The sequence below is a fragment of the Clostridium sp. AF50-3 genome (assembly GCF_003477445.1).
GTDB lineage: Bacteria > Bacillota > Clostridia > Lachnospirales > Lachnospiraceae > Otoolea > Otoolea fessa.
In genome coordinates this window covers 25,504-49,029 of sequence record NZ_QUDH01000018.1, presented here as the reverse complement: position 1 = coordinate 49,029, position 23,526 = coordinate 25,504, and the positions used below count along the sequence as shown (strand labels likewise).

The 23,526-nt window shown below is 52.0% G+C and carries 20 protein-coding genes and 1 pseudogene; 16 read left to right on the top strand and 5 right to left on the bottom strand.

Annotation, left to right across the window (positions count from 1 at the left end):
* Window positions 1-4: 4 nt before the first annotated feature.
* Together DW085_RS15920 and DW085_RS15915 are read right to left on the bottom strand one after the other, a co-directional pair.
* The gene (locus tag DW085_RS15920; RefSeq protein ID WP_118471600.1) at window positions 5-2,548 is read right to left on the bottom strand and encodes a HAMP domain-containing sensor histidine kinase; all 2,544 of its coding nucleotides are present in this window, start codon (window positions 2,546-2,548) and stop codon (window positions 5-7) included.
* 45 nt (window positions 2,549-2,593) lie between these two features.
* Window positions 2,594-3,289 (bottom strand): response regulator transcription factor, encoded by a 696-nt coding sequence (locus tag DW085_RS15915; protein WP_022360531.1) that lies wholly within the window; start codon window positions 3,287-3,289, stop codon window positions 2,594-2,596.
* Window positions 3,290-3,733: 444 nt separating this feature from the next.
* Here DW085_RS15915 and DW085_RS15910 point away from each other — a divergent pair, with 444 nt between their 5' ends.
* The 9 genes and pseudogenes from DW085_RS15910 (at window position 3,734) to DW085_RS15870 (ending at window position 12,701) form a co-directional block, all read left to right on the top strand.
* Window positions 3,734-4,696, top strand: coding sequence for a beta-ketoacyl-ACP synthase III (locus DW085_RS15910; protein WP_118493611.1), 963 nt, complete (start codon window positions 3,734-3,736; stop codon window positions 4,694-4,696).
* A 130-nt stretch (window positions 4,697-4,826) separates the two neighbouring features.
* Complete coding sequence (gene acpP, locus DW085_RS15905; protein WP_022360533.1) at window positions 4,827-5,060, top strand: acyl carrier protein; 234 nt, start codon at window positions 4,827-4,829, stop codon at window positions 5,058-5,060.
* Window positions 5,060-5,985, top strand: a pseudogene (gene fabK / locus DW085_RS15900) (enoyl-[acyl-carrier-protein] reductase FabK). Before acpP ends, fabK begins: the two are co-directional and overlap by 1 nt.
* Before the next feature lie 17 nt (window positions 5,986-6,002).
* Window positions 6,003-6,935, top strand: coding sequence for an ACP S-malonyltransferase (gene fabD, locus DW085_RS15895; protein WP_022360535.1), 933 nt, complete (start codon window positions 6,003-6,005; stop codon window positions 6,933-6,935).
* A complete protein-coding gene (gene fabG / locus DW085_RS15890; RefSeq protein ID WP_118493608.1) occupies window positions 6,929-7,669 on the top strand; it encodes a 3-oxoacyl-[acyl-carrier-protein] reductase in 741 nt (246 codons plus the stop codon). Before fabD ends, fabG begins: the two co-directional genes overlap by 7 nt.
* A gap of 159 nt (window positions 7,670-7,828) precedes the next feature.
* Entirely contained in the window at window positions 7,829-9,073 is a 1,245-nt protein-coding gene (gene fabF, locus DW085_RS15885) for a beta-ketoacyl-ACP synthase II (RefSeq protein WP_118493605.1), read from the top strand.
* A 124-nt stretch (window positions 9,074-9,197) separates the two neighbouring features.
* Window positions 9,198-9,620 (top strand): 3-hydroxyacyl-ACP dehydratase FabZ, encoded by a 423-nt coding sequence (fabZ, locus tag DW085_RS15880; RefSeq protein WP_022359380.1) that lies wholly within the window; start codon window positions 9,198-9,200, stop codon window positions 9,618-9,620.
* 20 nt (window positions 9,621-9,640) lie between these two features.
* A complete protein-coding gene (accD, locus tag DW085_RS15875) occupies window positions 9,641-11,533 on the top strand; it encodes an acetyl-CoA carboxylase, carboxyltransferase subunit beta (protein WP_118493602.1) in 1,893 nt (630 codons plus the stop codon).
* Window positions 11,534-11,594: 61 nt separating this feature from the next.
* On the top strand, window positions 11,595-12,701 hold the full coding sequence (locus DW085_RS15870) for a nitronate monooxygenase family protein (protein ID WP_107000849.1): 1,107 nt from the start codon (window positions 11,595-11,597) through the stop codon (window positions 12,699-12,701).
* A 117-nt stretch (window positions 12,702-12,818) separates the two neighbouring features.
* Here DW085_RS15870 and DW085_RS15865 read toward each other — a convergent pair whose 3' ends face one another.
* The gene (locus DW085_RS15865) at window positions 12,819-14,693 is read right to left on the bottom strand and encodes an ABC-ATPase domain-containing protein (RefSeq protein WP_118493599.1); all 1,875 of its coding nucleotides are present in this window, start codon (window positions 14,691-14,693) and stop codon (window positions 12,819-12,821) included.
* A gap of 277 nt (window positions 14,694-14,970) precedes the next feature.
* Between DW085_RS15865 and DW085_RS15860 the strand changes: the two genes are divergently transcribed.
* The 4 genes from DW085_RS15860 (at window position 14,971) to DW085_RS15845 (ending at window position 17,637) form a co-directional block, all read left to right on the top strand.
* Entirely contained in the window at window positions 14,971-15,612 is a 642-nt protein-coding gene (locus DW085_RS15860; RefSeq protein ID WP_118493596.1) for a nucleoside recognition domain-containing protein, read from the top strand.
* 164 nt (window positions 15,613-15,776) lie between these two features.
* Complete coding sequence (locus DW085_RS15855; RefSeq protein WP_118493593.1) at window positions 15,777-16,313, top strand: spore maturation protein; 537 nt, start codon at window positions 15,777-15,779, stop codon at window positions 16,311-16,313.
* 238 nt (window positions 16,314-16,551) lie between these two features.
* Complete coding sequence (locus tag DW085_RS15850; RefSeq protein WP_022358468.1) at window positions 16,552-16,998, top strand: MarR family transcriptional regulator; 447 nt, start codon at window positions 16,552-16,554, stop codon at window positions 16,996-16,998.
* A 105-nt stretch (window positions 16,999-17,103) separates the two neighbouring features.
* A complete protein-coding gene (locus DW085_RS15845) occupies window positions 17,104-17,637 on the top strand; it encodes a GerMN domain-containing protein (RefSeq protein ID WP_022358467.1) in 534 nt (177 codons plus the stop codon).
* A 73-nt stretch (window positions 17,638-17,710) separates the two neighbouring features.
* Here the strand turns inward: DW085_RS15845 and DW085_RS15840 are convergent, their stop codons facing one another.
* Both DW085_RS15840 and DW085_RS20250 read right to left on the bottom strand, forming a co-directional pair.
* Window positions 17,711-18,829, bottom strand: coding sequence for a DUF885 domain-containing protein (locus tag DW085_RS15840; RefSeq protein ID WP_284525761.1), 1,119 nt, complete (start codon window positions 18,827-18,829; stop codon window positions 17,711-17,713).
* Window positions 18,826-19,554 carry a DUF885 family protein gene (locus DW085_RS20250; protein ID WP_284525760.1) on the bottom strand — a complete coding sequence of 243 codons (729 nt, stop codon included), beginning with the start codon at window positions 19,552-19,554 and terminating at the stop codon, window positions 18,826-18,828. Before DW085_RS20250 ends, DW085_RS15840 begins: the two co-directional genes overlap by 4 nt.
* 222 nt (window positions 19,555-19,776) lie before the next feature.
* Here DW085_RS20250 and metG point away from each other — a divergent pair, with 222 nt between their 5' ends.
* From metG to rsmA, 3 genes are all read left to right on the top strand, one after another.
* Window positions 19,777-21,768, top strand: coding sequence for a methionine--tRNA ligase (gene metG / locus DW085_RS15835; RefSeq protein WP_118493590.1), 1,992 nt, complete (start codon window positions 19,777-19,779; stop codon window positions 21,766-21,768).
* 79 nt (window positions 21,769-21,847) lie between these two features.
* Window positions 21,848-22,615, top strand: a complete 768-nt coding sequence (locus DW085_RS15830; protein ID WP_118493587.1) for a TatD family hydrolase — start codon at window positions 21,848-21,850, stop codon at window positions 22,613-22,615.
* Between the two features lie 37 nt (window positions 22,616-22,652).
* Window positions 22,653-23,510, top strand: a complete 858-nt coding sequence (gene rsmA / locus DW085_RS15825; RefSeq protein WP_118522242.1) for a 16S rRNA (adenine(1518)-N(6)/adenine(1519)-N(6))-dimethyltransferase RsmA — start codon at window positions 22,653-22,655, stop codon at window positions 23,508-23,510.
* The last annotated feature ends 16 nt before the right edge of the window (window positions 23,511-23,526 follow it).

The following is a 23,526-nucleotide window of genomic DNA, read 5'->3' as shown; positions in this document are numbered from 1 at the left end:
ATTTTTATTCATTTCTTGAATTTTCCGTAGTGTTTATGGTTTCATTGATAGCATTTTCGGAAGATTCGCCGTTTACCTCTTTTTGAATAGTAGCTTCTTCCGGTATATTTGTTTTTTTCAGTTCATCGTCCTTTTTCGGCTTTTCAGCCGCTTCGGAAGCATCGGTTTCTTCTATTATTTCTGCGTCCTCCACCGCCTTCTCCGTCGTTTTCTCCACCAAATCAAACGTTACCTGCGCCTTAAACAGATCCCCATCGATATACAAACTAAACTGCCCGTTCTGCAATTCCGTCAGATCTTTGGCGATCGATAGTCCCAGCCCGCTTCCCTCGGTGGTGCGGGCGACGTCGCCGCGCACGAAACGTTCGGTCAGCTCGTCGGCACGGATGTTGAGCGGATTGGCAGATATATTTTTGATGGTGAAGACTGCCTGGCCAGCAGTACCGGTTTCTGGATTTCCGGGAACGCGGGCGAGGTCTACGTAGACGCGGCTGCCCTCCATCGCATATTTGCAGACATTGTTGTACAGGTTTTCAAGTACGCGCCACAGGCGGCGTCCATCGGCGCGGATCATCAGCGGTTCCCGCGGGGCATTGATGATGAGCTGCAGATGTCTGGCATCCAGTTTTTCTTCAAATTCGCCGTTGGTCTGAAATGCCATCTGGACGAGGTCAATGTCGGTAAATTCAAGCTTCACATTGCCGGAGCTTGCCTTGGATGCCTCGACGAGGTCTTCAATCAGTGTTTTGAGACGCTGTGATTTCTGGTCGAGCACATCAAGATAGGCGTTGATCCGCGCATCTTCAATATGTTCCCGTTTCATTAGGTTTACATAATTTATAATCGAGGTCAGCGGCGTTTTGATGTCGTGTGAAACGTTGGTAATCAGGTTGGTTTTGAGGCGTTCGCTCTTCATTTTCTCCTGAAGGGCGGTTTCAAGACCGGAACTGATGTTGTTGAGTCCCTCTGCCAGCGTGAGCTCCGGACCGTCAAATTCATCGAGATCAAGCTGATAGCTGGTCTCCCCGGCGGAGAGCTGGCGGACGGCATCGCGGATGGATTCCTGTTCGCTTGCCTGCCGGAACAGTATGTAAAAGATCCACAGGTTAAACAGCAGAAATACCAGCACAGTCAGACCTGTCAGCAGGTAAACAACGTATAAATTTGCATACACGCGGTCCCAGAAATACCAGGCAAGGCTGATAAGCGCTGTGTTGATTGCAAGATAGAGAACAAATCCGATGCCTAGGCGGCTGCGGAAGTTCTGCCGTGTTTTGAGGATCAACATTTTCTTCTGAATCCGGCAGATCAGGCTGGAGGTCCACAGGGTACCGGCGCGGTAGCGGCGCAGGAGGCTGAAAAAGAGCAGCAGTCCGCCCAGATACAGGACCAGCGCCTGCAGGCTGTGATCGGAGAAGTACCAATACTGCGATGGAATGACCAGATGCAGGATGCGGATGAGAATCAGGTCGCTTACAACCAGGGCGATCGCGGTCATGGCGGCAAAAAAGACGATGCCGGTTTCAGTGCCGCTCTTGTCGAAGCCGTGCAGCGTCACGTCGAAGCTGCGGTAACTCTGGTAGCCGGACACCCGGAACAGAAACAGGAAGCTTAAAAGCAGTCCGATCGTTGCAAAGATTGTCAGTGCAAATCCGGTCAGATACAGGTGCTGCCGGTGCAGGTATGCGGTATGCGTGCGCGCGTAAAGGTCAGTGACTGGATAATTTGTATCGATTCCGATCAGCAGATAATAGTCGCTGCCGGTGTACGGGTTATTGGATGCCAGTGCGGAAATGCTGCTGAGCGGGATCGCTTTCATGTTGGTGTCGTAGAAAACGGAATTGCCCGGCAGGTACGCGTAGCGCCCGTATTCCTTGACATTTTCCGGTGTCAGGGAATCGGTGTTTGTAAACTGGGTTGTTTCGCTCTGATCCGAATCTGGCTCCGTGTACTGGATTTTAAAATGCAGGTTGGATGGATTGGCGACGAAACGGTTATACACTGTGTAATAACGATGCAGTGTGTCCATGATCTCGACCGCCGCATCCTCCAATGTGCTGCGCTTCCGGCTGGCAGAACGGTAGCTGTAGATCCGCTGCGGCTCTTGAACCGACCATTCGACGTAGCCTTCGCGGCTCTTGACGCCGTCTGCCGGTTCAGAAACCTTCTGGCAGTTAAAGTCGTCGTCGAGCTGGTACCCCATGGATTCCAGATAGGAAATCAGGGAGGACAGGGAGAAATTTTCGGTCTCGCTTGGTCCAAAGGTCATTTTGAGCATCCGGCGCGAGAGGTCGATCGAGCTGTCGGCACCGAAGACGTCCTGATATTCCATATATAGGAAGATATCGTTCAGATCGTTATTAAATTGTGTGTTAAATTCCGCGGTGTCCTCATAAGGAACCGAGCCAATGCCGGTCAGCCCCAGCCCGAAATTTCCATTGATATACATGAGGCTGATACCGATGAGTCCCAGAATCAGGAAAAACAGATGCGCGAGGCTGGCGATCCATTTCTGGATCTGCATCGGAATATGTGAGAGTTTTGTCATAAATTTTGCAACTCCTAACTTCTGTTAGATGGATGATTCACATTTTTACTGCTTCTCAATTTTATATCCAACACCCCAGACAACCTTCAGATAGCGCGGCTCCCTCGGGTTAATTTCGATCTTTTCGCGGATATGGCGGATATGAACCGCAACTGTATTGTCCGCGCCGATCGCCTCCTCATTCCAGATCGCCTCGTAGATCTGGTCGATGGAGAAGACTTTTCCGGCGTTTTTAACGAGCAGAAGCAGGATGTTGTACTCGATCGGTGTCAGCTTGATGAGTTCGCCGTCCACGGTTACTTCCTTATTTTCATCGTTGATCTGCAAGCCGCCGCATTTGAATACGTGGTTGCCCATCTGATTGTTCATATTTCCCAGCTGCGTGTAGCGGCGGAGCTGAGATTTCACGCGGGCGACCAGTTCCAGTGGGTTAAACGGCTTCGTGATATAATCATCTGCCCCGATATTTAAGCCCAGAATCTTGTCCGCATCCTCAGACTTCGCGGAAAGAATAATGATCGGGATGCTGCTGGTTTCACGCACCTTCAGCGTCGTCCGGATGCCATCTAACCCTGGCATCATAACGTCCAGAATCATCAAATTCACGGTGTGCGTTTTTAAAAGTTCCAGTGCCTCCGCGCCGTCATATGCCTTGATAACCTCAAATCCCTCACCGGTTAAGTATATGTCAATCGCTTCCACGATCTGTTTGTCATCGTCACATACAAGAATACTCTGCATAGCAACTCCTCCTTTTAATAGGGTAATATATAGATAATATAGTATACAAATTTCTGTATAGATACAATAAAGATACCTATGTCTTATAATTATACAACGAAAAAGGAAACCGCGGTATCCTAATTTTTATGTATTTCAAGTGATGCGTATTTCAGGAGAAGAGCCGCCCCCAATCTGTAGGAAACATCACTCGCGCCGGCACTTAGCGAGGTTTTTTCGAGCTTAGTGTCCGCTGCAGCGAGTGCAAGAGCGAGAGCGTTTTCCGGAAGATTGGGGGCGGCTCTTCTCTGTCCGGGTTGCGTCTTCTCACCAGAATCCTGCCGTTCATTTACAAGTTATCCTTGACAAACCCCAGATTCTCCGCTACACTCTAAATTAATTTGAATATCAAACCATTTGAAATTAAAACTATCTTTTATAGAAGAAGCGGAGTTAAACGAGAAAATGACAGCTAGAATCATTGGAATCGGCGCGTATGCGCCGGAGCAGGTTGTGACGAATCAGGATTTGACGAAATTTCTTGATACAAATGATGCCTGGATCCGGGAACGGACGGGTATTGGAGCCAGACATATCTCGACGAGCGAGGGAACCTCGGCGTTGGCGACAGAGGCGGCGAAGCGCGCGATCGCGGACGCGGGCATTTCTCCGGAGGAGATTGAGATCGTGATCGTGGCGACTTCTTCCCCGGATCGGGCGTTCCCGAGTGCGGCGGCGGATGTACAGGGAGCCATCGGGGCGAAACATGCGGTGGCGTTTGACATCACGGCGGCATGTTCCGGATTTATTTACGCCTTACATATTGTGCAGGGATTTATTCAGGCGGGCATCTACAAGACAGCGCTGATCATTGGTGCGGAGACACTGAGCAAGGTGTTAGACTGGACGGACCGCAGTTCCTGCATCCTGTTTGGCGATGGCGCGGGCGCAGCGGTTGTCCGGGCGGACGAGACGGGTGTGGTGAAGACGCTGGTCGGCAGCGACGGAACGAAGAACGACGTTCTGTACTGCCAGGCGAGAAGTCTTGAAAACTGCCTGACGGGCGGCAGACCGGAGCTTGGTTTTATGCAGATGGACGGTCAGGAAGTCTTCAAGTTTGCGGTGAAGAAGGTACCGGAGATTGTGAATGCGATTCTGGAGGAGACCGGAACGGACCGCGAGGCGGTACAGCATTATCTGCTGCATCAGGCGAATATCCGGATTCTGGAAGCGGCGTCCCGTCGTCTGAAGGTTCCGATGGATAAGATTTCGGTCAATATCGAGCGCTACGGCAATACATCGGCGGCTTCTATTCCGATTCTCCTGGATGAAATGCACCGGGACGGACGATTAAAACGCGGCGATACGCTGGTGATGGCAGGTTTTGGCGCGGGTCTTACCTGGGGCGCGGCATTGATGACCTGGTAGGTGCCTGGAGAAGCAAAAAATATATAGCAAAACTAATGTACATTATTCTATTTTTTGATAAAATATAAGAACAGTGATTGCATTTTTGCGGTCACAAAAAGAAAATTCATTTAAAAAGGAGATTGAAACGATGTTAGAGAAAATGAAAGAAATTATTGCAGAGCAGCTGAGCGTAGACGCAGATTCCATTACCGAGGCTTCCTCTTTCAAGGATGATCTGGGCGCTGATTCCCTGGATCTGTTTGAATTAGTTATGGCTCTGGAGGATGAGTACTCCGTAGAGATCCCGGCAGAGGATCTGCAGAACCTGGCAACGGTAGGCGATGTTATGAACTACTTAAAAGAAAAAGGTGTAGAGGCATAATGAAAACAAAGATCACAGAAATGTTGGGGATTGAATACCCGATTATTCAGGGCGGCATGGCATGGGTGGCAGAACATCACCTGGCAGCAGCCGTTTCTGAAGCTGGCGGTCTGGGCTTAATTGGCGGCGCCAATGCACCGGGTGAGGTTGTCCGCGAGGAGATCCGCAAGGCGAGAGAGCTGACAAAGAAGCCGTTTGGCGTCAATGTCATGCTGATGAGCCGCATGCGGACGATGTGGCAAAGGTAGTTGTGGAAGAAGGCATCAAGGTTGTAACGACCGGCGCCGGTATTCCGGGCAAATACATGGGTATGTGGAAGGAAGCCGGCATTAAAGTGATTCCGGTTGTCGCTTCGGTTGCACAGGCACGTCTGATGGAGAAAAGCGGCGCAGATGCAGTCGTTGCAGAAGGCATGGAGTCCGGTGGACACATCGGCGAGGCGACGACGATGACACTCGTTCCGCAGGTAGTCGATGCGGTTTCGATTCCGGTGATTGCAGCCGGAGGTATCGCAGATGGACGCGGCATTGCGGCGGCATTTATGCTGGGCGCAGAGGCGGTCCAGATGGGAACCCGCTTCGTCGTATCGAAGGAATCTATCGTAAGCCAGGCTTACAAGGACAGAGTCATCAAGGCGAAAGACATTGATTCGACCGTAACCGGTATGAGTCACGGACATCCGATCCGCTGTCTTAGAAATAAGATGACGAGAGAGTATCTGAAGCTGGAAAAAGAGGGACGCCCGTTCGAGGAACTGGAGTATTTAACACTTGGAACGCTTCGGAAGGCAGTCATGGAAGGTGACGTGGACAACGGAACCGTGATGGCTGGACAGATTGCAGGTATGGTGAAGAAAGAGCAGACCTGTAAGGAAATGATTGAAGAAATGATGGCCCAGGCGGAGGCGCTTTTGGGCAGAAAGTAGAGAGTGAGTGTAACGCTATGAGCAAAATTGCATTTATTTTTCCGGGTCAGGGCGCACAGACCACTGGCATGGGACAGGATTTTTATCAGGAAACGGAAACGGGACGCGAGATGTTTGAGAAAGCAAGCGAGATCCTTGGGTTTTCAATGACCGATCTTTGCTTTGATCCGGCGCAGACGGACCGTCTGAATATCACGGAGTATACGCAGCCGGCGATGGTAACCGCCAGCCTTGCGATGATGCGTGTATTCATGGAACGTACCGGAATCCGCCCGGATGTGGCTGCGGGCCTGAGCCTGGGAGAGTATCCTGCAATGGCGGCTGCAGGCGTTATGTCTGACGAAGATGCCATCCGTACCGTGCGGCAGAGAGGTATCCTGATGCAGGGCGAAGTCCCGGTTGGTCAGGGCGCCATGTCTGCCGTACTGGCGATGGATGCAGAGAAGATCGAAGAGGTGATCGCGCCGATCGAGGGCGTGCAGATTGCCAACTATAACTGCCCGGGACAGATTGTTATCTCTGGTAAGACAGAGGCGGTTGCCGAGGCAGGAGAGAAATTGAAGGAAGCGGGCGCAAAACGCGTTCTTCCGTTAAAGGTAAGCGGACCGTTCCATTCCAAGATGTTAGTGGGAGCTGGCGAGAAGCTTGGAAAGGTACTCGATACCGTTGAGATTCATACACCGGAGATTCCGTATATTGCGAATGTGACGGCAGATTATGTGACCGATGCAGCCGATGTAAAGCCGCTTCTGATGAAGCAGGTTTCTTCCTCCGTCCGCTGGGAGCAGACGATCCGGAAGATGTTAGCAGACGGTGTGGACACATTTATTGAGATCGGACCGGGTAAGACCCTGACTGGTTTCATGCGCAAAATCGACAAAAACGCGAAGGCGTTCAATATAGAGAAACTGGAAGATATCGACAAAGTAAAGGAGGCGCTTGGATGTTAAATGGAAAAGTAGCAGTTGTGACAGGTGCCAGCCGCGGCATTGGCCGTCAGATCGCTATTTCGATGGCGAAAGAGGGCGCGGTGGTGATCGTTAATTATAATGGCTCTGCGGCAAAAGCAGAGGATGTCGTAAAGGAAATTACCGAGGCGGGCGGACAGGCGGAAGCCGTTCAGTGCAATGTTTCGGATTACAGCGCGGCGGAGGTGTTCTTAAAGGACATTATCAGCCGCTATAAGAGAATTGATATTTTAGTCAACAACGCGGGCATTACCCGTGACAATCTTCTGATGAAGATGACTGAGGAAGAGTTTGACGCCGTTATCGATACGAACTTAAAGGGCGCATTTAACTGCATTAAGCACGTATCCCGCCAGATGTTAAAGCAGAAGGGCGGACGCATCATCAATATTTCCTCTGTTTCCGGCGTGATGGGAAATGCGGGACAGGCAAATTACTGTGCGTCCAAGGCGGGCGTGATCGGACTGACCAAATCCGTGGCAAGGGAGATTGGAAGCCGTGGTATCACGGTCAACGCGATTGCACCGGGATTTATTGATACGGAAATGACCGCCGTTCTTCCGGACGATGTGAAGAAGGCGATGGGCGAGCAGATTCCGTTAAAACGTTTCGGTACGACCGAGGATGTAGCGCAGGCAGCCGTATTTCTGGCTTCTGACCGCGCAGCCTACATCACAGGACAGGTTCTGTGCGTGGACGGCGGAATGGCGATGTAGGGAAAAGGTGCTTTACAGATAGGCACTTTTGGAACCGAAAGTGCCGTACGATAACGTAGTGGCAGCGGATTTTGCCGATTTGGAATGCGAAGCATCGGCAAAATCGTGTCGCAGTTTGCACAACGTGTGAACTGTGACGATAGAAAGGCAGGTTTTTAGATGGGAAATAAGACACGTGTAGTAGTAACCGGTCTGGGAGCGATCACTCCGATTGGAAATGACGTAGCAAGCTTCTGGCAGGGATTAAAGGATAAAAAAGTCGGTATCGCGCCGATCACATATTTTGATACAACCGATTATAAGGCAAAGCTGGCAGGCGAGGTGAAGGATTTTGATCCGAAGAAATACATGGATCCGAAGGCAGCGAGACGTATGGAGCCGTTTTCCCAGTATGCGGTAGCGGCAGCCGGTGAGGCGATCGCACAGGCGGGTCTGGATATGGAAAAAGAGGATCCGTTCCGCGTGGGAACCAGCATCGGTTCCGGTATCGGAAGCTTACAGGCGATGGAACGTGAGCATAAAAAAATGCTGGAAAAAGGACCGAACCGTGTGAACCCGCTGCTCGTTCCGATGATGATCAGCAACATGGCAGTCGGCAATGTGGCAATGCAGTATGGTTTAAAGGGCAAATCCATCAACGTGGTAACTGCCTGTGCGACCGGTACGAACTCTATCGGTGAGGCGTTCCGCTCGATCCAGTACGGCGAGGCAGACGTGATGGTAGCCGGTGGTACCGAGTCTGCGATCACACCGCTCGGTATGGCAGGTTTCGCGGCTCTGACGGCTCTTTCTACCAATGATGACCCGGAGACGGCATCCCGTCCGTTTGATAAGGACCGCGATGGTTTCGTCATGGGCGAGGGCGCTGGTATCGTAGTTCTGGAGTCCTTAGAGCACGCGCAGAAGCGCGGCGCAAAGATTCTGGCAGAGGTAGTCGGCTACGGCGGAAGCAACGATGCATTCCACATCACTTCCCCGGCAGAGGATGGAAGCGGCGCAGCGTATGCGATGGAGATGGCGCTCAAGGATGCAGGTATCGCACCGGAGAAGATTGATTACATCAATGCACATGGAACCAGTACACACCATAACGATCTCTTCGAGACGATGGCAGTGAAAAAAGCGCTGGGCGACCACGCTTACAAGGTAAAAATTAACTCCACTAAGTCGATGATTGGACATCTTTTAGGTGCAGCGGGCGGTGTTGAGTTTATCGCCTGCGTGAAATCCATTGAGGATGGATTTGTACACGCAACCGCAGGTTTAAAAGAGGCAGGCGAGGGCTGCGATCTGGATTACACGATGGGCGAGGGTGTTCCGATGGATATCCACTATGCCCTGACCAACTCCCTGGGATTTGGTGGTGTCAATGCCAGCCTGGTAATCAAGAAATTTGAGGACTAAATATAATTTGAGGACGTTTTTGTGTGGATGATTGAATGATTGGAAGCAGCGCACTGGAGCTGGCGGAAGAGACTTGCAGCATACAAAAATGATGTCTGGGAAAGCGAAAGAGGTAACTGAAATTATGATGGGAATTAAAGAGATCCAGGAGATCATCCCGCACCGTCATCCGTTTCTTTTGATCGACTGTATCGAGGAAGTGACACCGGGCGAGGGCGCGGTTGGATATAAAAATGTAACATACAACGAGCCGTGGTTTGCAGGTCATTTTCCGCAGGAGCCGGTCATGCCGGGCGTCCTGATCGTGGAGGCGCTGGCGCAGGTCGGCGCGGTTGCGATTTTAAGTGAAGAAGGAAATAAGGGCAGGACGGCATATTTCGGGGCAATCAACAACGCAAAATTCAAGAAAAAGGTAGTTCCGGGCGACAAGTTAAAGCTGGAGTGCCATATCATCAAGAGAAAAGGACCGGTCGGCATCGGAAGTGCGACGGCAACCGTCGATGGCAAGCTGGCTGTTTCCGCAGAGCTGACGTTTATGATTGGCTAATAAGTGAGGTTGAATAAGAGATGTTTAAAAATCTGTTTAAGAAATCGTATACTTCGATCAATACAAACGACCACGGTTCTGCCGGCGTAAGCCGTGCGGAGAGCGCGAAAGCAGATAAAAGGGCGGCAGAGGCAGCACAGGAAAAACCGGAGAAGATTCCGAGCCGTCCGACGGCGATGACGCCGGAAAGTCTGCGTTCTTTATGGCGTAAGTGTAATAAATGTGAGAAACCAATTCTGGTGCAGGATGTCAAGGACAACCTGTATGTGTGCCCGCGCTGCGGCGGATATTTCCGGATGCATGCGTACCGCCGGATTGAGATGCTGATCGATGAAGGTACCTTTGAAGAGTGGGATAAGGAGATGTCTGTGGTCAATCCGCTTGCATTTCCGGGCTATGAGGGCAAGGTTGAGGCAGCCAGAGAGAAAACCGAGTTAAATGAGGCGGTTGTCACTGGTAAAGGAAAGATTCACGGTTATGAGACTGTGATCGCGGTCTGCGACTCCCGTTTCCTGATGAGCAGCATGGGTCACAACATGGGAGAGAAGATTGCCCGTGCGGTAGAGCGTGCGACCGAGGAACGGCTTCCGGTTATCATCTACGCGGCTTCCGGCGGTGCGAGAATGCAGGAGGGCATGATCTCCCTGATGCAGATGGCGAAAACTTCCGCAGCCTTAAAACGTCATTCCGAGGCGGGACTTCTCTACATAAGCTTTATGACGGATCCGACCACCGGCGGCGTAACGGCAAGCTTTGCGTCCCTGGGCGATATCATCCTGGCAGAGCCGGGAGCACTGATTGGATTTGCGGGTCCGCGTGTCATCGAGCAGACGATCGGCCAGAAGCTCCCGGAGGGCTTCCAGAGAGCCGAGTTCCAGCTGACACACGGTTTTGTGGATCAGATCGTGGAAAGAAAAGATCAGAAGCGTGTTCTGGGACAGATTTTGAAGCTTCACAGCCAGGAGCATGGCTGGGAGAAATGGAACGACGAGGCGGAGAACCACACAGAAGCGGCATCTGCATCCAAGGCAGAAAAAGCGGCTTCTGTGGAGGAAGGCAAGTTAAAGAGCCGGAAAGCACCGTTCTCTGGTATCATGCGCCAGAAGACCTTAAATAAGATCGCAGGCCGAGAGAGAGACGCCTGGGAGGCAGTACGCCAGTCCCGTAGCGCCGGACGTCTGAACGCCAGCGATTATATCCGGATCCTGTTTGACGATTTTACCGAGTTCCACGGCGACCGGTATTATGGCGATGATATGGCGGTCATCGGCGGTGTGGCATCCTTCTATGGAATGCCGGTCACGGTCATTGGACAGGAGAGAGGTAAATCCCCGAAAGACAGCATGAAGCACAACTTCGGCATGCCGTCTCCGGAAGGATACAGAAAGGCGCTCCGTCTGATGAAACAGGCGGCGAAATTTAACCGTCCGATCATCTGTTTTGTCGATACGCCAGGTGCATTCCCGGGTATGGAGGCAGAGGAGAGAGGCCAGGGCGAGGCGATTGCCCGCAACCTCTTTGAGATGTCGGATATGAAGGTGCCGATTCTGGCGATTATCACCGGTCAGGGCGGCAGCGGCGGCGCACTGGCGCTGGCGGTTTCCAACGAGGTATGGATGATGGAGAATGCGACCTACTCGATCCTTTCTCCGGAGGGCTTTGCTTCGATTCTGTGGAAAGATGCCAAGAGAGCCAGCGAGGCGGCGAAGGTCATGAAGATGACGGCAGAGGATCTGTATGAGCTTGGCATGATCGAGCGCATTATCTGCGAGGATGAGCCGGCAACCGATGACAACATCGAGGAGATCGGACGCATCATCGACCGCCATATGCGTGAGTTCTTCCAGTCCTGCGCGGAAAAGACACCGGATGAGATCGCGGAGCAGCGGTATGAACGTTTTAGAAAAATCTAAAAAATAGATATTGAAAGGGGGTTGCCGCGCGGCGGTCCCCTTTGTGAATATAGGAGATCGTATGAGTACAATTTTATCACAGTTAAAACCGCTGAAAATTGGTGATCTGACGGCGAAGCTTCCGATCATCCAGGGCGGTATGGGGGTTGGCATCAGCCTGTCCTCGCTGGCAGGAGCCGTGGCGGGGGCTGGCGGCATCGGCATTATTTCCACTGCCCAGATCGGTTTCCGGGAGCCGGATTTTGCCGAACATCCGCAGGAGGCAAACCTGCGCGCGATCGGTTCAGAGTTACAGAAGGCGCGCGCGATCGCGAAGGGCGGCATCGTGGGCTTTAATATCATGGTGGCAACGAAAAACTATGCGGAGTACGTTAAAACGGCGGTCAAGGCGGGCGCTGACCTGATCATATCGGGCGCAGGACTTCCTGTTTCCCTGCCGGAGTATGTGAAAGGGACGGCGACGAAGATTGCGCCGATCGTTTCCTCCGTTAAGGCGGCGACGGTCATCTGTCGGATGTGGGACCGCAAGTACCAGACCGCACCGGATCTGGTGGTCGTTGAGGGACCTCTGGCGGGCGGACATCTGGGATTTGACCGTGAGAAGCTGACCGAGCTGGAGGTAGACACGCCGCACGCAGCCGAGACATTCCATCAGGCGGAATATGACGAGGAAGTGCGGGGAATTATCGCGCTGGTTAAAAAATACGCGCAGAAATATGGCAAATCGATTCCGGTTGTGACGGCTGGCGGCATCTACGACCATGCGGATGTGATGCACCAAATGGAGCTTGGCGCGGACGGCGTGCAGGTGGCAACCCGTTTTGTGACAACCGAGGAATGCGATGCACCGATGGCATATAAGCAGGCATATCTGGATGCGAAGGAAGAGGACATCGTGATTGTCAAAAGTCCGGTCGGCATGCCGGGACGTGCGATCAAGAATGCGTTCTTAAAAGAACTGGAAAAAGGAAGACAGGCAGTGACACACTGTTACCAGTGTCTGGAACACTGTGATCCGGCGAAGATCCCATACTGCATCACGCAGGCACTCGTCAATGCCGCCCGCGGTGATGAAGATCATGCTCTGATTTTCTGCGGCGGAAATGCGTGGAGAGCAGAGAAGATAGAGACGGTTGAGGGCGTGATGCGGGCGCTGTGCGAAGGGTAGGATAGATTTTGGCAGGGTTCAGGGATGAGCCAAGATGAAATTTGCAAATAGTTCAGTGTAAAATGCAAAAATATAAAGAGAGGGCTTGCAAAATGCAGCCCTCTTTTGTGTATCCAATCATCCCCTAAAACGATTTAAACAAGCATAAATCTCCTGCACGCGCGGCATTGCCAGTCCCATGGCGGCATATGAAGCATCGCTGAACACAGAGAGCCCGTCTGCTTCATAGGCTTTTAAGAGTGTGGCAACCGTTTCCTGTACGGTGCAGCGCTCCAGAAGGCCTTTTTCCAGGCAGTAGCGCACCATCTGGGCAAGTGCGGCGGTCTGCTCGCTGTCGGCAAGCTGTTCGACGAAGCGCAGATCGACCGGCTCTTTGGCAACCTGGAAAGAGTGTTTGTCGTGGACACGGACTTTGATACGCGTGTTCCGGTCGGAATTTCGATCAGCTTCGCGGCGTCCTCCGCGACCGCGTTCAAAGCGTCCTGCATCGGAGGCGCTGCCGCCGCGATTGCCAAACCGTCCAGAACGACTGCTGTTTTCGCCCTCTTCCTGAGATTCACCGCCTGCTTCTGCGCGGCTGTCGCCAAAATTCAGCGCCATCGCGCCCACAGCCCGCCCTGTTCCGCCAGCCGCCAGCTTCCGTCCAGCCGTCGGGAGCTTGAACCCAGGCGCCTGGATGGCGGGTTTGGAAGCCTCCTGTTCGCAGGCATTTTTTACCATCTCCGTGATATCAAACGGGCGGTATGCATCCATCTGGATAATAGTGTCTGCGATGAAGAAGTAGGCGCCGGAGCTTCCAGCTACGAGGACGGTGGAGATGCCTGCCTGCTTGTAGAGATCGCGGGCGCGTTCGATGAACGGGGTGATCGGCTCTTTATCGCGGCTGACGATGCGCTGCATCAGGTCGTCCCGCAGCATGAAGTTGGTAGCGGAGGTGTCCTCATCGATCAGGAAAGCGCGGGTTCCCGCTTCAATGCTTTCGATCACGGCTGCCGCCTGGGAGGTACTGCCGCTGGCATCGGCGGTGGAAAAGCAGGTGGTGTCTTTTTTGTTCGGCAGATCCCGGATAAAGAGGGAAATATCAACGTGGTTGATGCTGCGTCCATCTTCGGCGCGCAGCTTGACCGCGGTTTCATCGGTGATGACATATTCACGTCCATCCCCCGGAATGTGGTTGTAGACGCCGGATTCCAGCGCTTTTAGCAGTGTGGATTTGCCGTGGTAGCCGCCGCCTACGATCAGGGTGATGCCGCGGTGGATTGCCATGCCGGAGATCGGACCGTGTCCCGGAAGATTCAGAGTGATTCTTAAGGAATCCGGGGAATGGAACGCCACACTGCCCTTCATCGGACGGTCGGAGACGCCGGTTTCACGCGGCAGGATTGAGCCGTCTGCGACGAAGGAGATGAGGTCTAAGCGTTTCAGCTCATTGCGGATAAAATGCTGATCGTCTGCCAGCGTAATGCGTTTTTTGATTTCAGAGGTGTTCTGGCGGCGGTAGAAAAAGACGTTTTCGACACAGCCTGGAAGAAAATCAAAGAAAATCCGGATCAGTTCACCTGAGTTGATGGTGCGCCCGAATGCCGGGAAACCAACCTCAAAACGGGCTGTAATCTCATTTCTCCCGATTTCGCAGGCGGTCCGGGAGAGAACCTCCTGACCGGGGCGGCTGGTGGCGATCAGACCACTTTTTCCAGAACCTTTTGCCTTGAAAGAAAGACGTCCGATCTCACGGGAAAAACAGCGGAGCAGGTAATCTTCAAGCGCTGTTTTTTTCCACGGCGTATCAAAGAGTTCTGCCGGAAATCCGGCTTTCGCGTGGCGGACCTGGATACTGACCTTGGAAGGGGACGCAAACGGGTCACCCTGTACATGGTCGATGGATAAAATATACGTATTAAAATCATAAGCGCCGCGCACATCCTTGTAAGCCGGATAGCTTTTATGATCGATGGAGGTGAGGAGACGCTTTAAATCTGCGGATTGTTTCATTCTGAATACCTCGTTTTCATAATATTAAATCATATTTCAATGTCTTCACGGTTTTTGGCAGGAGAATCCATATAAAATGGCCTTTTTCAAAGAATGTCTGTCATGTGAAGGAGATGATAGTTCTTATTTTAAAGATCCAAATTCTGAAATGCAAGCGGAATGGACGAAAAGAAATGATATAATTGTATTTATTTATGGTGTATGTTTGGCGTCTTTTTATACTTGTCTGAGTATAAAATGTTCTGAGCGTACCATATGACAGCAGGGAGGTAGATGCATGTTAAATGCACTCTGGGCGTTTATGATGCTTATGGGGCTTGGCTGGGCGGCGGTGCATGGGACGCTGGGGGCGGTGACGGAGGGAATGCTTGCAGCGGCGGGGGATGCAGTCTCGCTGGGAATCACGATGCTGGGGGTGATAGCGTTCTGGACGGGAATTTTGGAGATCGGACGGCGGGCGGGGCTGATTGAGCAGTTGTCGGCGGGGATGCGGCCGGTGCTTCATTTCCTCTTTCCACGCATTCCAGCGGGTCACCCGGCGCTTTCTTCGATGGCCGCCAATATGATTGCCAATATGCTGGGGCTTGGCTGGGCGGCGACCCCGGCGGGGCTTACGGCGATGAAGGAGCTGGAAGAACTGGAGGAGGAACGGAGAGCGGAGGGGGATCCGGCGGCGGTCACACAGGGAACGGCGAGCGATGAAATGTGTACGTTTCTGGTCGTAAATATTTCATCGCTGCAGCTCATTCCTATCAATATGATCGCCTACCGGAGCCAGTACGGATCGGCGCATCCGCTGGCCGTGGCCGGTCCGGCGTTCCTGGCAACCTGTATCAGCACCCTGGCAGGAGTGGCGGTGTGCCGCGTGATGTGCAGGAGAAAGCAATATAAATCAATAAAAAAGGATGGCTGGAAATAGAAAACGCAATTTGGCGTCATGTAGGGGGAAAATTTCACACAAAAAACAAATTTATCCCCTATAATGCCCTTGTTAAAATAAGGGGCTCTGGAAACAGATCCGTTATCATAGAACGCGGATTCAAACCATACATATAAAACAAGTATAGACACGGGAGCCGTCAAATGCGCTGCATCAATTACCTCTCTGAATACCTGGTTCCGGTTGTTTTGTTTTATATCGTTGGGTTTGCGGTGCTTCAGAAACGCCCGGTTTTTGATGATTTTATCGAAGGGGCGCTTGCGGGGCTTAAAACGGTGGCTGGAATCCTGCCGACGCTGGTGGGACTGATGGCGGCGGTCGGCGTGCTTCGGACCTCCGGTTTTCTCGATTTCCTCTCCGGGGTGCTGGCGGGACCGGCGGCATTACTGCATATACCGGCGCAGGTGGTTCCGCTGCTTCTGGTGCGTCTGGTGTCCAGTTCGGCGGCGACGGGGCTGCTCTTAGATGTTTTTAAAACGTATGGACCCGATTCGCGGCTCGGCATGATGGTGTCGGTTCTTGAGAGCTGCACGGAGACGGTTTTTTATACGATGAGTGTCTACTATCTGACCGTGCGGATCTCAAAGACGCGATGGACGCTTGCGGGGGCGCTGATTGCAACGTTCGCGGGGCTTGTGGCGAGTATCTTATGTAGTGCTATGGTAACTGTTCACGGGTAGGCACTTTTGGAACCGAAAGTGCCGTAAGAAAACGTGGTGGCAGCAGGAATTTGCCGTATTTAAATGTGAAGCCACGGCAAATTCCGTTACTGGGCACGTGTGCGTGAACAGTAACAAGTGCCATGTTATAAGAGAAGATGTAAGAAATTTGCTAGTTGTCTTGCCGCACAGAATATTGTATAATCGGTAGGGTAAATTGCCGTTTTGCGCGCTGAAACCAAGGATGAGAGGGAAAACTGTGGGAAATTATGAGACGCTGAATGAGCTTCTGGTGACGCTGTTCCGCGATGTGATGGACATAGAACAGAAGGTAATCATTACGCCGGAGTTTAAAGACATCACGAATAACGATATGCATGTGATCGAAGCGATCGGGATTGGTGAACCGAAAAATATGTCATCGATTGCCAGAGAACTGTCCGTTACGGTGGGAACGCTCACAATTGCCATGAACAGCCTGGTCAAAAAAGGCTATGTGGAACGAAGCCGGGGACTCGAGGATCGGCGGGTCGTATATATTTCTCTTTCAGAGCGGGGCAGAAAAGCGTATGGGCATCACGCCCGGTTCCACCGGGAGATGATCGAGAGCCTGACAAGCGATCTGTCGGAAGATGAGATGCAGACGTTGGTAAAGGCGCTGATGAAGCTGAATCAGTGGTTTAGGAGTAAGGATGGGCAGCGGTAAAAAGAATGGATGTAGTCTGCACTGGATGGAAACAGGTGTGAAAGACAAAAACGGTTGCGAAAACCGTGAAGCAACTGCTGCGAGGAGAATACAAGGAGGTACATTATGAAGAAATTTATGGTAATGGCAGCTGGTCTTATGATGGCAGCTGTTCTGGGCGCATGTGCGCCGACGGCAAGAAATACAGGAGAGACCAGCGAACATGGAACTGCCCCGGCAGGTGCGGCGCAGCAGGAGACTGTAGACGGCGTGGCTGAGAAAGAAAGCATGGTGGTAACGGATGCAGATCCGACGGTAACGGTTTGCGTATATTCTGTAAAATCTGATAAGAGCGGCTTAAAACAGAATATGGATGGCATTGACGGCGATGAGCTGGATGCACAGGAACTGCTTGATAAGATGGCAGAGGTGGGCGTCATTGAAGAGGGAATCACCGTGGATAAATTTGAGCAGAAGGACGGCGCCCTGACGCTGGATCTCTCCTCCTTAAAGGAGTCCTCTGACAAGCTGGTTGTCATGGCCATTGCCAATACATTTATCCAGAACTACGAGGCAAAGACGCTGGAGTTGAGCGTAGCAGGCGAGAAGATCGGCGACGGTCCGATGAGCTTTGAGAAGAATTACAAGAAAGTAAACTAAAGCATGAAAATGCGAAAAGAGCGGGATCCCTGAAGTCTGCGGATGCATACAGGGAGATACCGCTCTTTTTCTCTTATACGTGTAATTTCTCCGTCATCAGCCATGTTTGAAAATACGGTTTGATGACCCGGAAGGAAGCGCCGTCCATGTTCAGGATGAACTGGTGGAAGCTCTTGGCGTTGAATTTGTTCCCAAGTACCTCCTCGGCTTCCTGGCGCATGGTCAGGATTTCCAGATAGCCGGTATAGTATTTCAGGTAATTGCCCGGATTATCAATGATTGCCAGGTATATCTCGCGCGCGGATTCCGGATCCGTAAATCCGTAGGAATTTTCCAGATAACTGGTGGTTGTGGCGAGATCCCAGTCATCATAGTGGATGCAGATGTCGAGAAGCGCGTACAGCCCGTAGCTGCTGGCTTCGCTGCAGCGCATCAGCGGTTTGACCGCTTCCGGCAGTCCGTTGTCGAAGGAGTAGGCGTACAGTTCGCTGTAGAGTCCCCAGCCTTCGTTGTAGCCGCCGCAGGCAAGAAGCCGCCGTACCGGAACCGGCTCCCGGTCATTGAAATAAGCCGACTGGTAGAGATGCCCCGGATAGCCCTCGTGCGCCAGCATGGTGTAGAGGTTCTGCTCAGTGCTTGCTTTTTCGTTGATGTAAATGGTGTTGGAACCGTCGGAATCGATCGGCGGTACGAGGAAAAACGCCGGGGACAGGGAAGATTCCAGCGCTTCCGGGACGTATTTGAGTGTGTAGGAGGTATCTGTAAGCGCCGGGAAATCATCCTGAATCTGCACCTGTAAATTCTGAAGGATCTCATCCGGATCGGAGAGTGTGATGGCAGAGTCGGTCATCTGCCGGACGAGTTCCGGATGTTCCTTTAAGCGGACGCGGATTTCGGATAAATCTGCCTGCATCTGCTTCTCAATCCGCGTTTTGAGCGCATCGACCGAAGAATCTGTGCCGGTCAGCGCCGCCGCAAGATAGGCATAATACTCCCTGCCGTGTTCGTAGGTGCTAAGTCCTCCTGCCTCCGGATGGGAGCCCTTGAGCGATTCCAGTGCTTTAGAGAGGTTTGTATATGCCGGGATAAAGTGTTCCTTTAAAATGGTCAGATGTTTTGCTTTGTAGGACGCCTTTTCTGCATCGCTTAAGCCCTCAACCGCATTTAAGCGGGAGGCAAATGTTTCCGTCAGCAGGCTGTTTTCCGGGCGGATGAGGTAGCTTTACAGGATTTTAAAATCCGGTCGATGGTGTCGTCGGACGGTGCGAGACCGGCGTCTGCCTGCGCCTGTTCATACGCTGCGAGCTGCTTGTAATATGTGTCGATCTGCGAAAGCAGTGCCAGGTAATGGTCGATGTCGGCACGGTTGTAAAATGTGTATTCGGCTAATAAGGTCGGAAGTTCCGCCTGCGTGCCGATCAGGGCGCTTAACGGCTGATTGTAGAGTTCCAGTCCCTTCGAGCCGGCTTCCGTCTCCAGTGTGTCCTTCATCATCCGGTAGGTGAAGAGCTGGTCGGAGGTCAAGAGAGAGGTATCGAAGGAAGAAAGTTCCTCAAGAACGGCCGCGTTTTCCTCGGAATCCTTTTGAAGCTGTTCCAGGGAATATTCTGGAAATTTCATCTCCGGTTCGGTGATACCGTAATTTTCCGGATTCCGGACAAGAAAATGAAGGGAGAGCGGATCGTCCTGCACGCTTTCTTGAAACTGGTGTGCCAGAAACGCATCAAAACGCGCCTGTTCGCTGGCAGCATCGGACGATGCATTGGAAGGAGAACCAGTCTGCCCGGAAGCGGCGTAGGATTCGGCGGGGGTTCCTGAGCCGGAAGAACCAGCGCATCCGGAGAGCGCCAGGGCAGCAGCTGCAGCGATCGCGAGCGCTGTGCGCGGCAGGGGCGGGAAGGAAAAGCGTTTCTGCATAATATAATACCTCCAAAACAAATATATATGTCTGCAAGTATACCATACTTGACAAAGGGATGCAAAACAGATAGACTTAATCTATATATTTATATATGAAGAAAAGGCAGAGAAAAGAAGGTGGCTTGCCTTTAATCGCAGATGGAAAACCATGGGCGGTTAGAGGCTTTTTTTGTGAAGAACATAATTTAAAGCGCAATTTTAATAAGGAGGGCATGATAAATGTGTCAGAACTGTAAGAAACCTTACTATATAACAACTGCGATTGCCTATACATCGGGCAAACCGCATATCGGAAATACCTATGAGATCGTGCTGGCGGACAGCATTGCGCGCTACAAGAGAGCGCAGGGCTACGATGTGCGTTTCCAGACGGGCACCGATGAGCATGGTCAGAAGATCGAGTTAAAGGCAGATGAGGCTGGCATCACGCCGAAGCAGTTTGTCGATAACGTGGCGGGTGAGATCAAGACGATCTGGGATCTGATGAATACATCCTACGACAAATTTATCCGCACCACCGACGAGGATCATGAGGCGCAGGTAAAGAAGATTTTCAAGAAGCTCTATGATCAGGGCGATATTTACAAGAGCTGCTACGAGGGACTTTACTGTACCCCGTGCGAGTCCTTCTGGACCCAGTCCCAGGTCGTAGACGGCAAATGCCCGGACTGCGGACGCCCGGTACAGCCGGCGAAGGAAGAGGCATATTTCTTCCGTATGAGCAAATATGCGCAGAGACTTATCGATTATATCAATGAGCACCCGGAGTTCATCCAGCCGGTTTCCCGTAAAAATGAGATGATGAACAACTTCCTGCTTCCGGGCCTGCAGGATCTGTGTGTTTCCCGTACTTCCTTTAAATGGGGGATTCCGGTTGATTTCGACCCGAAGCACGTTGTATATGTATGGCTGGATGCACTGACCAACTATATCACCGGTCTTGGATATGACTGCGACGGCGAGAGCGGCGAGCTGTTCAAGAAATACTGGCCGGCAGACCTGCATCTGATTGGCAAGGATATTATCCGTTTCCATACCATTTACTGGCCGATCTTTTTGATGGCACTCGACCTGCCGCTTCCAAAGCAGGTATTTGGTCATCCGTGGCTGTTACAGGGCGACGGCAAGATGAGTAAATCCAAGGGAAATGTGATTTACGCCGATACACTGGTTGATTTCTTTGGCGTGGATGCAGTCCGCTACTTCGTTCTGCATGAGATGCCGTTTGAGAACGACGGCGTTATTACCTGGGAGCTGATGGTAGAGAGACTGAACTCGGATCTGGCAAATATCCTCGGCAACCTCGTAAAGAGAACGGTATCGATGACGAACCAGTACTTTGGCGGCGTGGTAGCCGACAAGGGCGTGACGGAGCCGGTGGACGAGGATCTGAAGAAGGTAGTGCTGGAAGCAGTCCGCAAGGTCGATGAGAAGATGGATAAGCTGCGCGTTGCCGATGCGATCACCGAGATCTTCAATATTTTCCGCCGCAGCAACAAATACATTGACGAGACAACCCCGTGGATTCTGGCAAAGGAAGAGGACAAGCAGGATCGTCTTGCGACTGTTCTCTACAACCTGGTTGAGTCTATCACGATCGGTGCGTCCCTGCTTGAATCCTTCATGCCGGAGACCTCGGAGAAGATCTTAAAAGAATTAAATACCGTAAAACGTGAACTGCCACAGATGGATGAATTTGGCCGTTATCCGTCCGGAAATAAGGTGACTGAGGAGCCGGAGGTTCTCTTTGCCCGCCTGAAACTCGACGATGTGATGAAGAAAGTCAAAGTTATCCAGGAAGAGCAGAAGAAGGCAGTTGCTGCAAAGGCAGAGCCGGAGAAGGAAGAGGACGAGAAAGCCGAGGGCATCGATATCGAGCCGAAAGCAGAGATTACCTACGATGATTTTGCAAAGCTGCAGTTCCAGGTTGGCGTGATCCTCTCCTGCGAGGCTGTTCCGAAGTCCAAGAAGCTTCTCTGCTCCCAGGTTCAGGTCGGAAGCCAGGTACGTCAGATTGTCAGCGGAATCAAACATTCTTATTCTCCGGAGGAGATGGTAGGTAAGAGAGTTATGGTTGTGACAAACCTGAAACCGGCGAAGCTGGCAGGTATCCTGTCTGAGGGCATGATTCTCTGTGCAGAGGATGCAGAAGGCAAGCTGTCTCTGATGACCACCGAGAAGGATATGCCGGCGGGCGCAGAAATCTGCTAATATCAGATGTGAGATGACTCCCATCTTGCAGCAAGAATATTGAGACATTCTTGAATGGAAATGGAGAAATATAAGTTATATGATATTTGACACACACGCCCATTATGATGATGAGGCATTTGATGAGGACCGGGAGGCGCTGCTTTCCGGTCTGGCAGCAGGCGGGATCGGAACGGTTGTCAATGTGGGTGCCGATATGGAGAGCACAAAGACCACCATTGAACTGACGAAGAGATATCCCTTTATCTACGGTGCGGCCGGTGTTCATCCCAGCAGCACGGCGGAGCTTGACGAGGAAAAATTTGCCGAACTCCGTGTGCTGGCACAGTCCGGGAAGATCGTAGCGATCGGCGAGATCGGTCTCGACTATTACTGGGAAGAGCCGGATCATGAGACCCAGAAGAAATGGTTCCACCGCCAGTTAAATCTGGCGCGGGAATTAAAACTTCCAGTCATCATCCACAGCCGCGACGCGGCGAAAGATACGCTCGATATCATGAAGGAAGAGCACTCCGGGGAGATAGGCGGTGTGATTCATTGCTTCTCCTATGGAAAAGAGATGGCGGCAGAGTATTTAAAGATGGGCTTTTACTTAGGCATCGGCGGCGTACTGACCTTCAAGAACGCGAAAAAGCTTCTGGAAGTAGCCGAGATGGCGCCGCTCGACCGTCTGGTACTCGAAACCGACTGCCCCTACCTCGCTCCGGTTCCCAACCGCGGCAAACGCAACTCCTCACTGAACCTGTCATATGTGGTGGAAAAGCTGGCAGAAATCAAGAAATGTACACCGGAAGAGATCGTCCGTGCGACTGAAGAGAATGCGCGGAGGCTGTACCGGTTACCGTAAAAGGGGTGTCCCGGACACCCGGGAAAGGATTTTCGGAATGGATCTTGGAAACCCGAAGAATACAATCGAAGTAATACAGAAATACAATTTTGCTTTCCAGAAAAAATTCGGTCAGAATTTTCTGATTGATACGCACGTGCTGGACAAGATTATCTCAGCGGCGGGCATGACCAAGGAGGACACCGTCCTGGAAGTCGGTCCTGGCATCGGTACGATGACACAGCGCCTTTCACAGGCGGCAGGACAGGTCATCGCCGTGGAGATCGACACAAATCTGATTCCGATCTTAAAAGATACGCTTCAGGACTGCGAAAATGTAACTGTTATCAATGAAGATATTTTAAAGATTGACATAAAAAAAATGGCGGAAGAAAAAGGCGGCGGACGTCCGGTTAAGGTCGTGGCGAACCTGCCGTACTATATCACGACCCCGATCATCATGGGGCTGTTTGAGAGCGGCGCGCCGATCGACAATATTACGGTTATGGTGCAGAAAGAGGTCGCAGACCGGATGCAGGTTGGTCCGGGCTCGAAGGATTACGGCGCGCTGTCGCTGGCGGTTCAGTATTATGCCGAGCCATACATCGTGGCAAATGTGCCGCCGAACTGTTTCATTCCGCGTCCGAATGTCGGCTCAGCGGTCATCCGTCTGACCCGCCATGCGAAGCCGCCGGTGGAGGTAAAGGATAAAGATTTAATGTTCCGTCTCATCCGCGCGTCCTTCAACCAGCGCCGGAAAACCCTGCAGAACGGGCTTTCCAACGCGCAGGATCTCTCCTTTAGCAAGGAAGAGATCGCAGCCGCAATCGAGTCGCTGGGACTTTCCCCGTCCGTGCGCGGCGAGACGCTGACGCTGGCGCAGTTTGCAGCGCTTTCGGATGTGCTTGGGAAATAGAAATTGGATAAGAGAA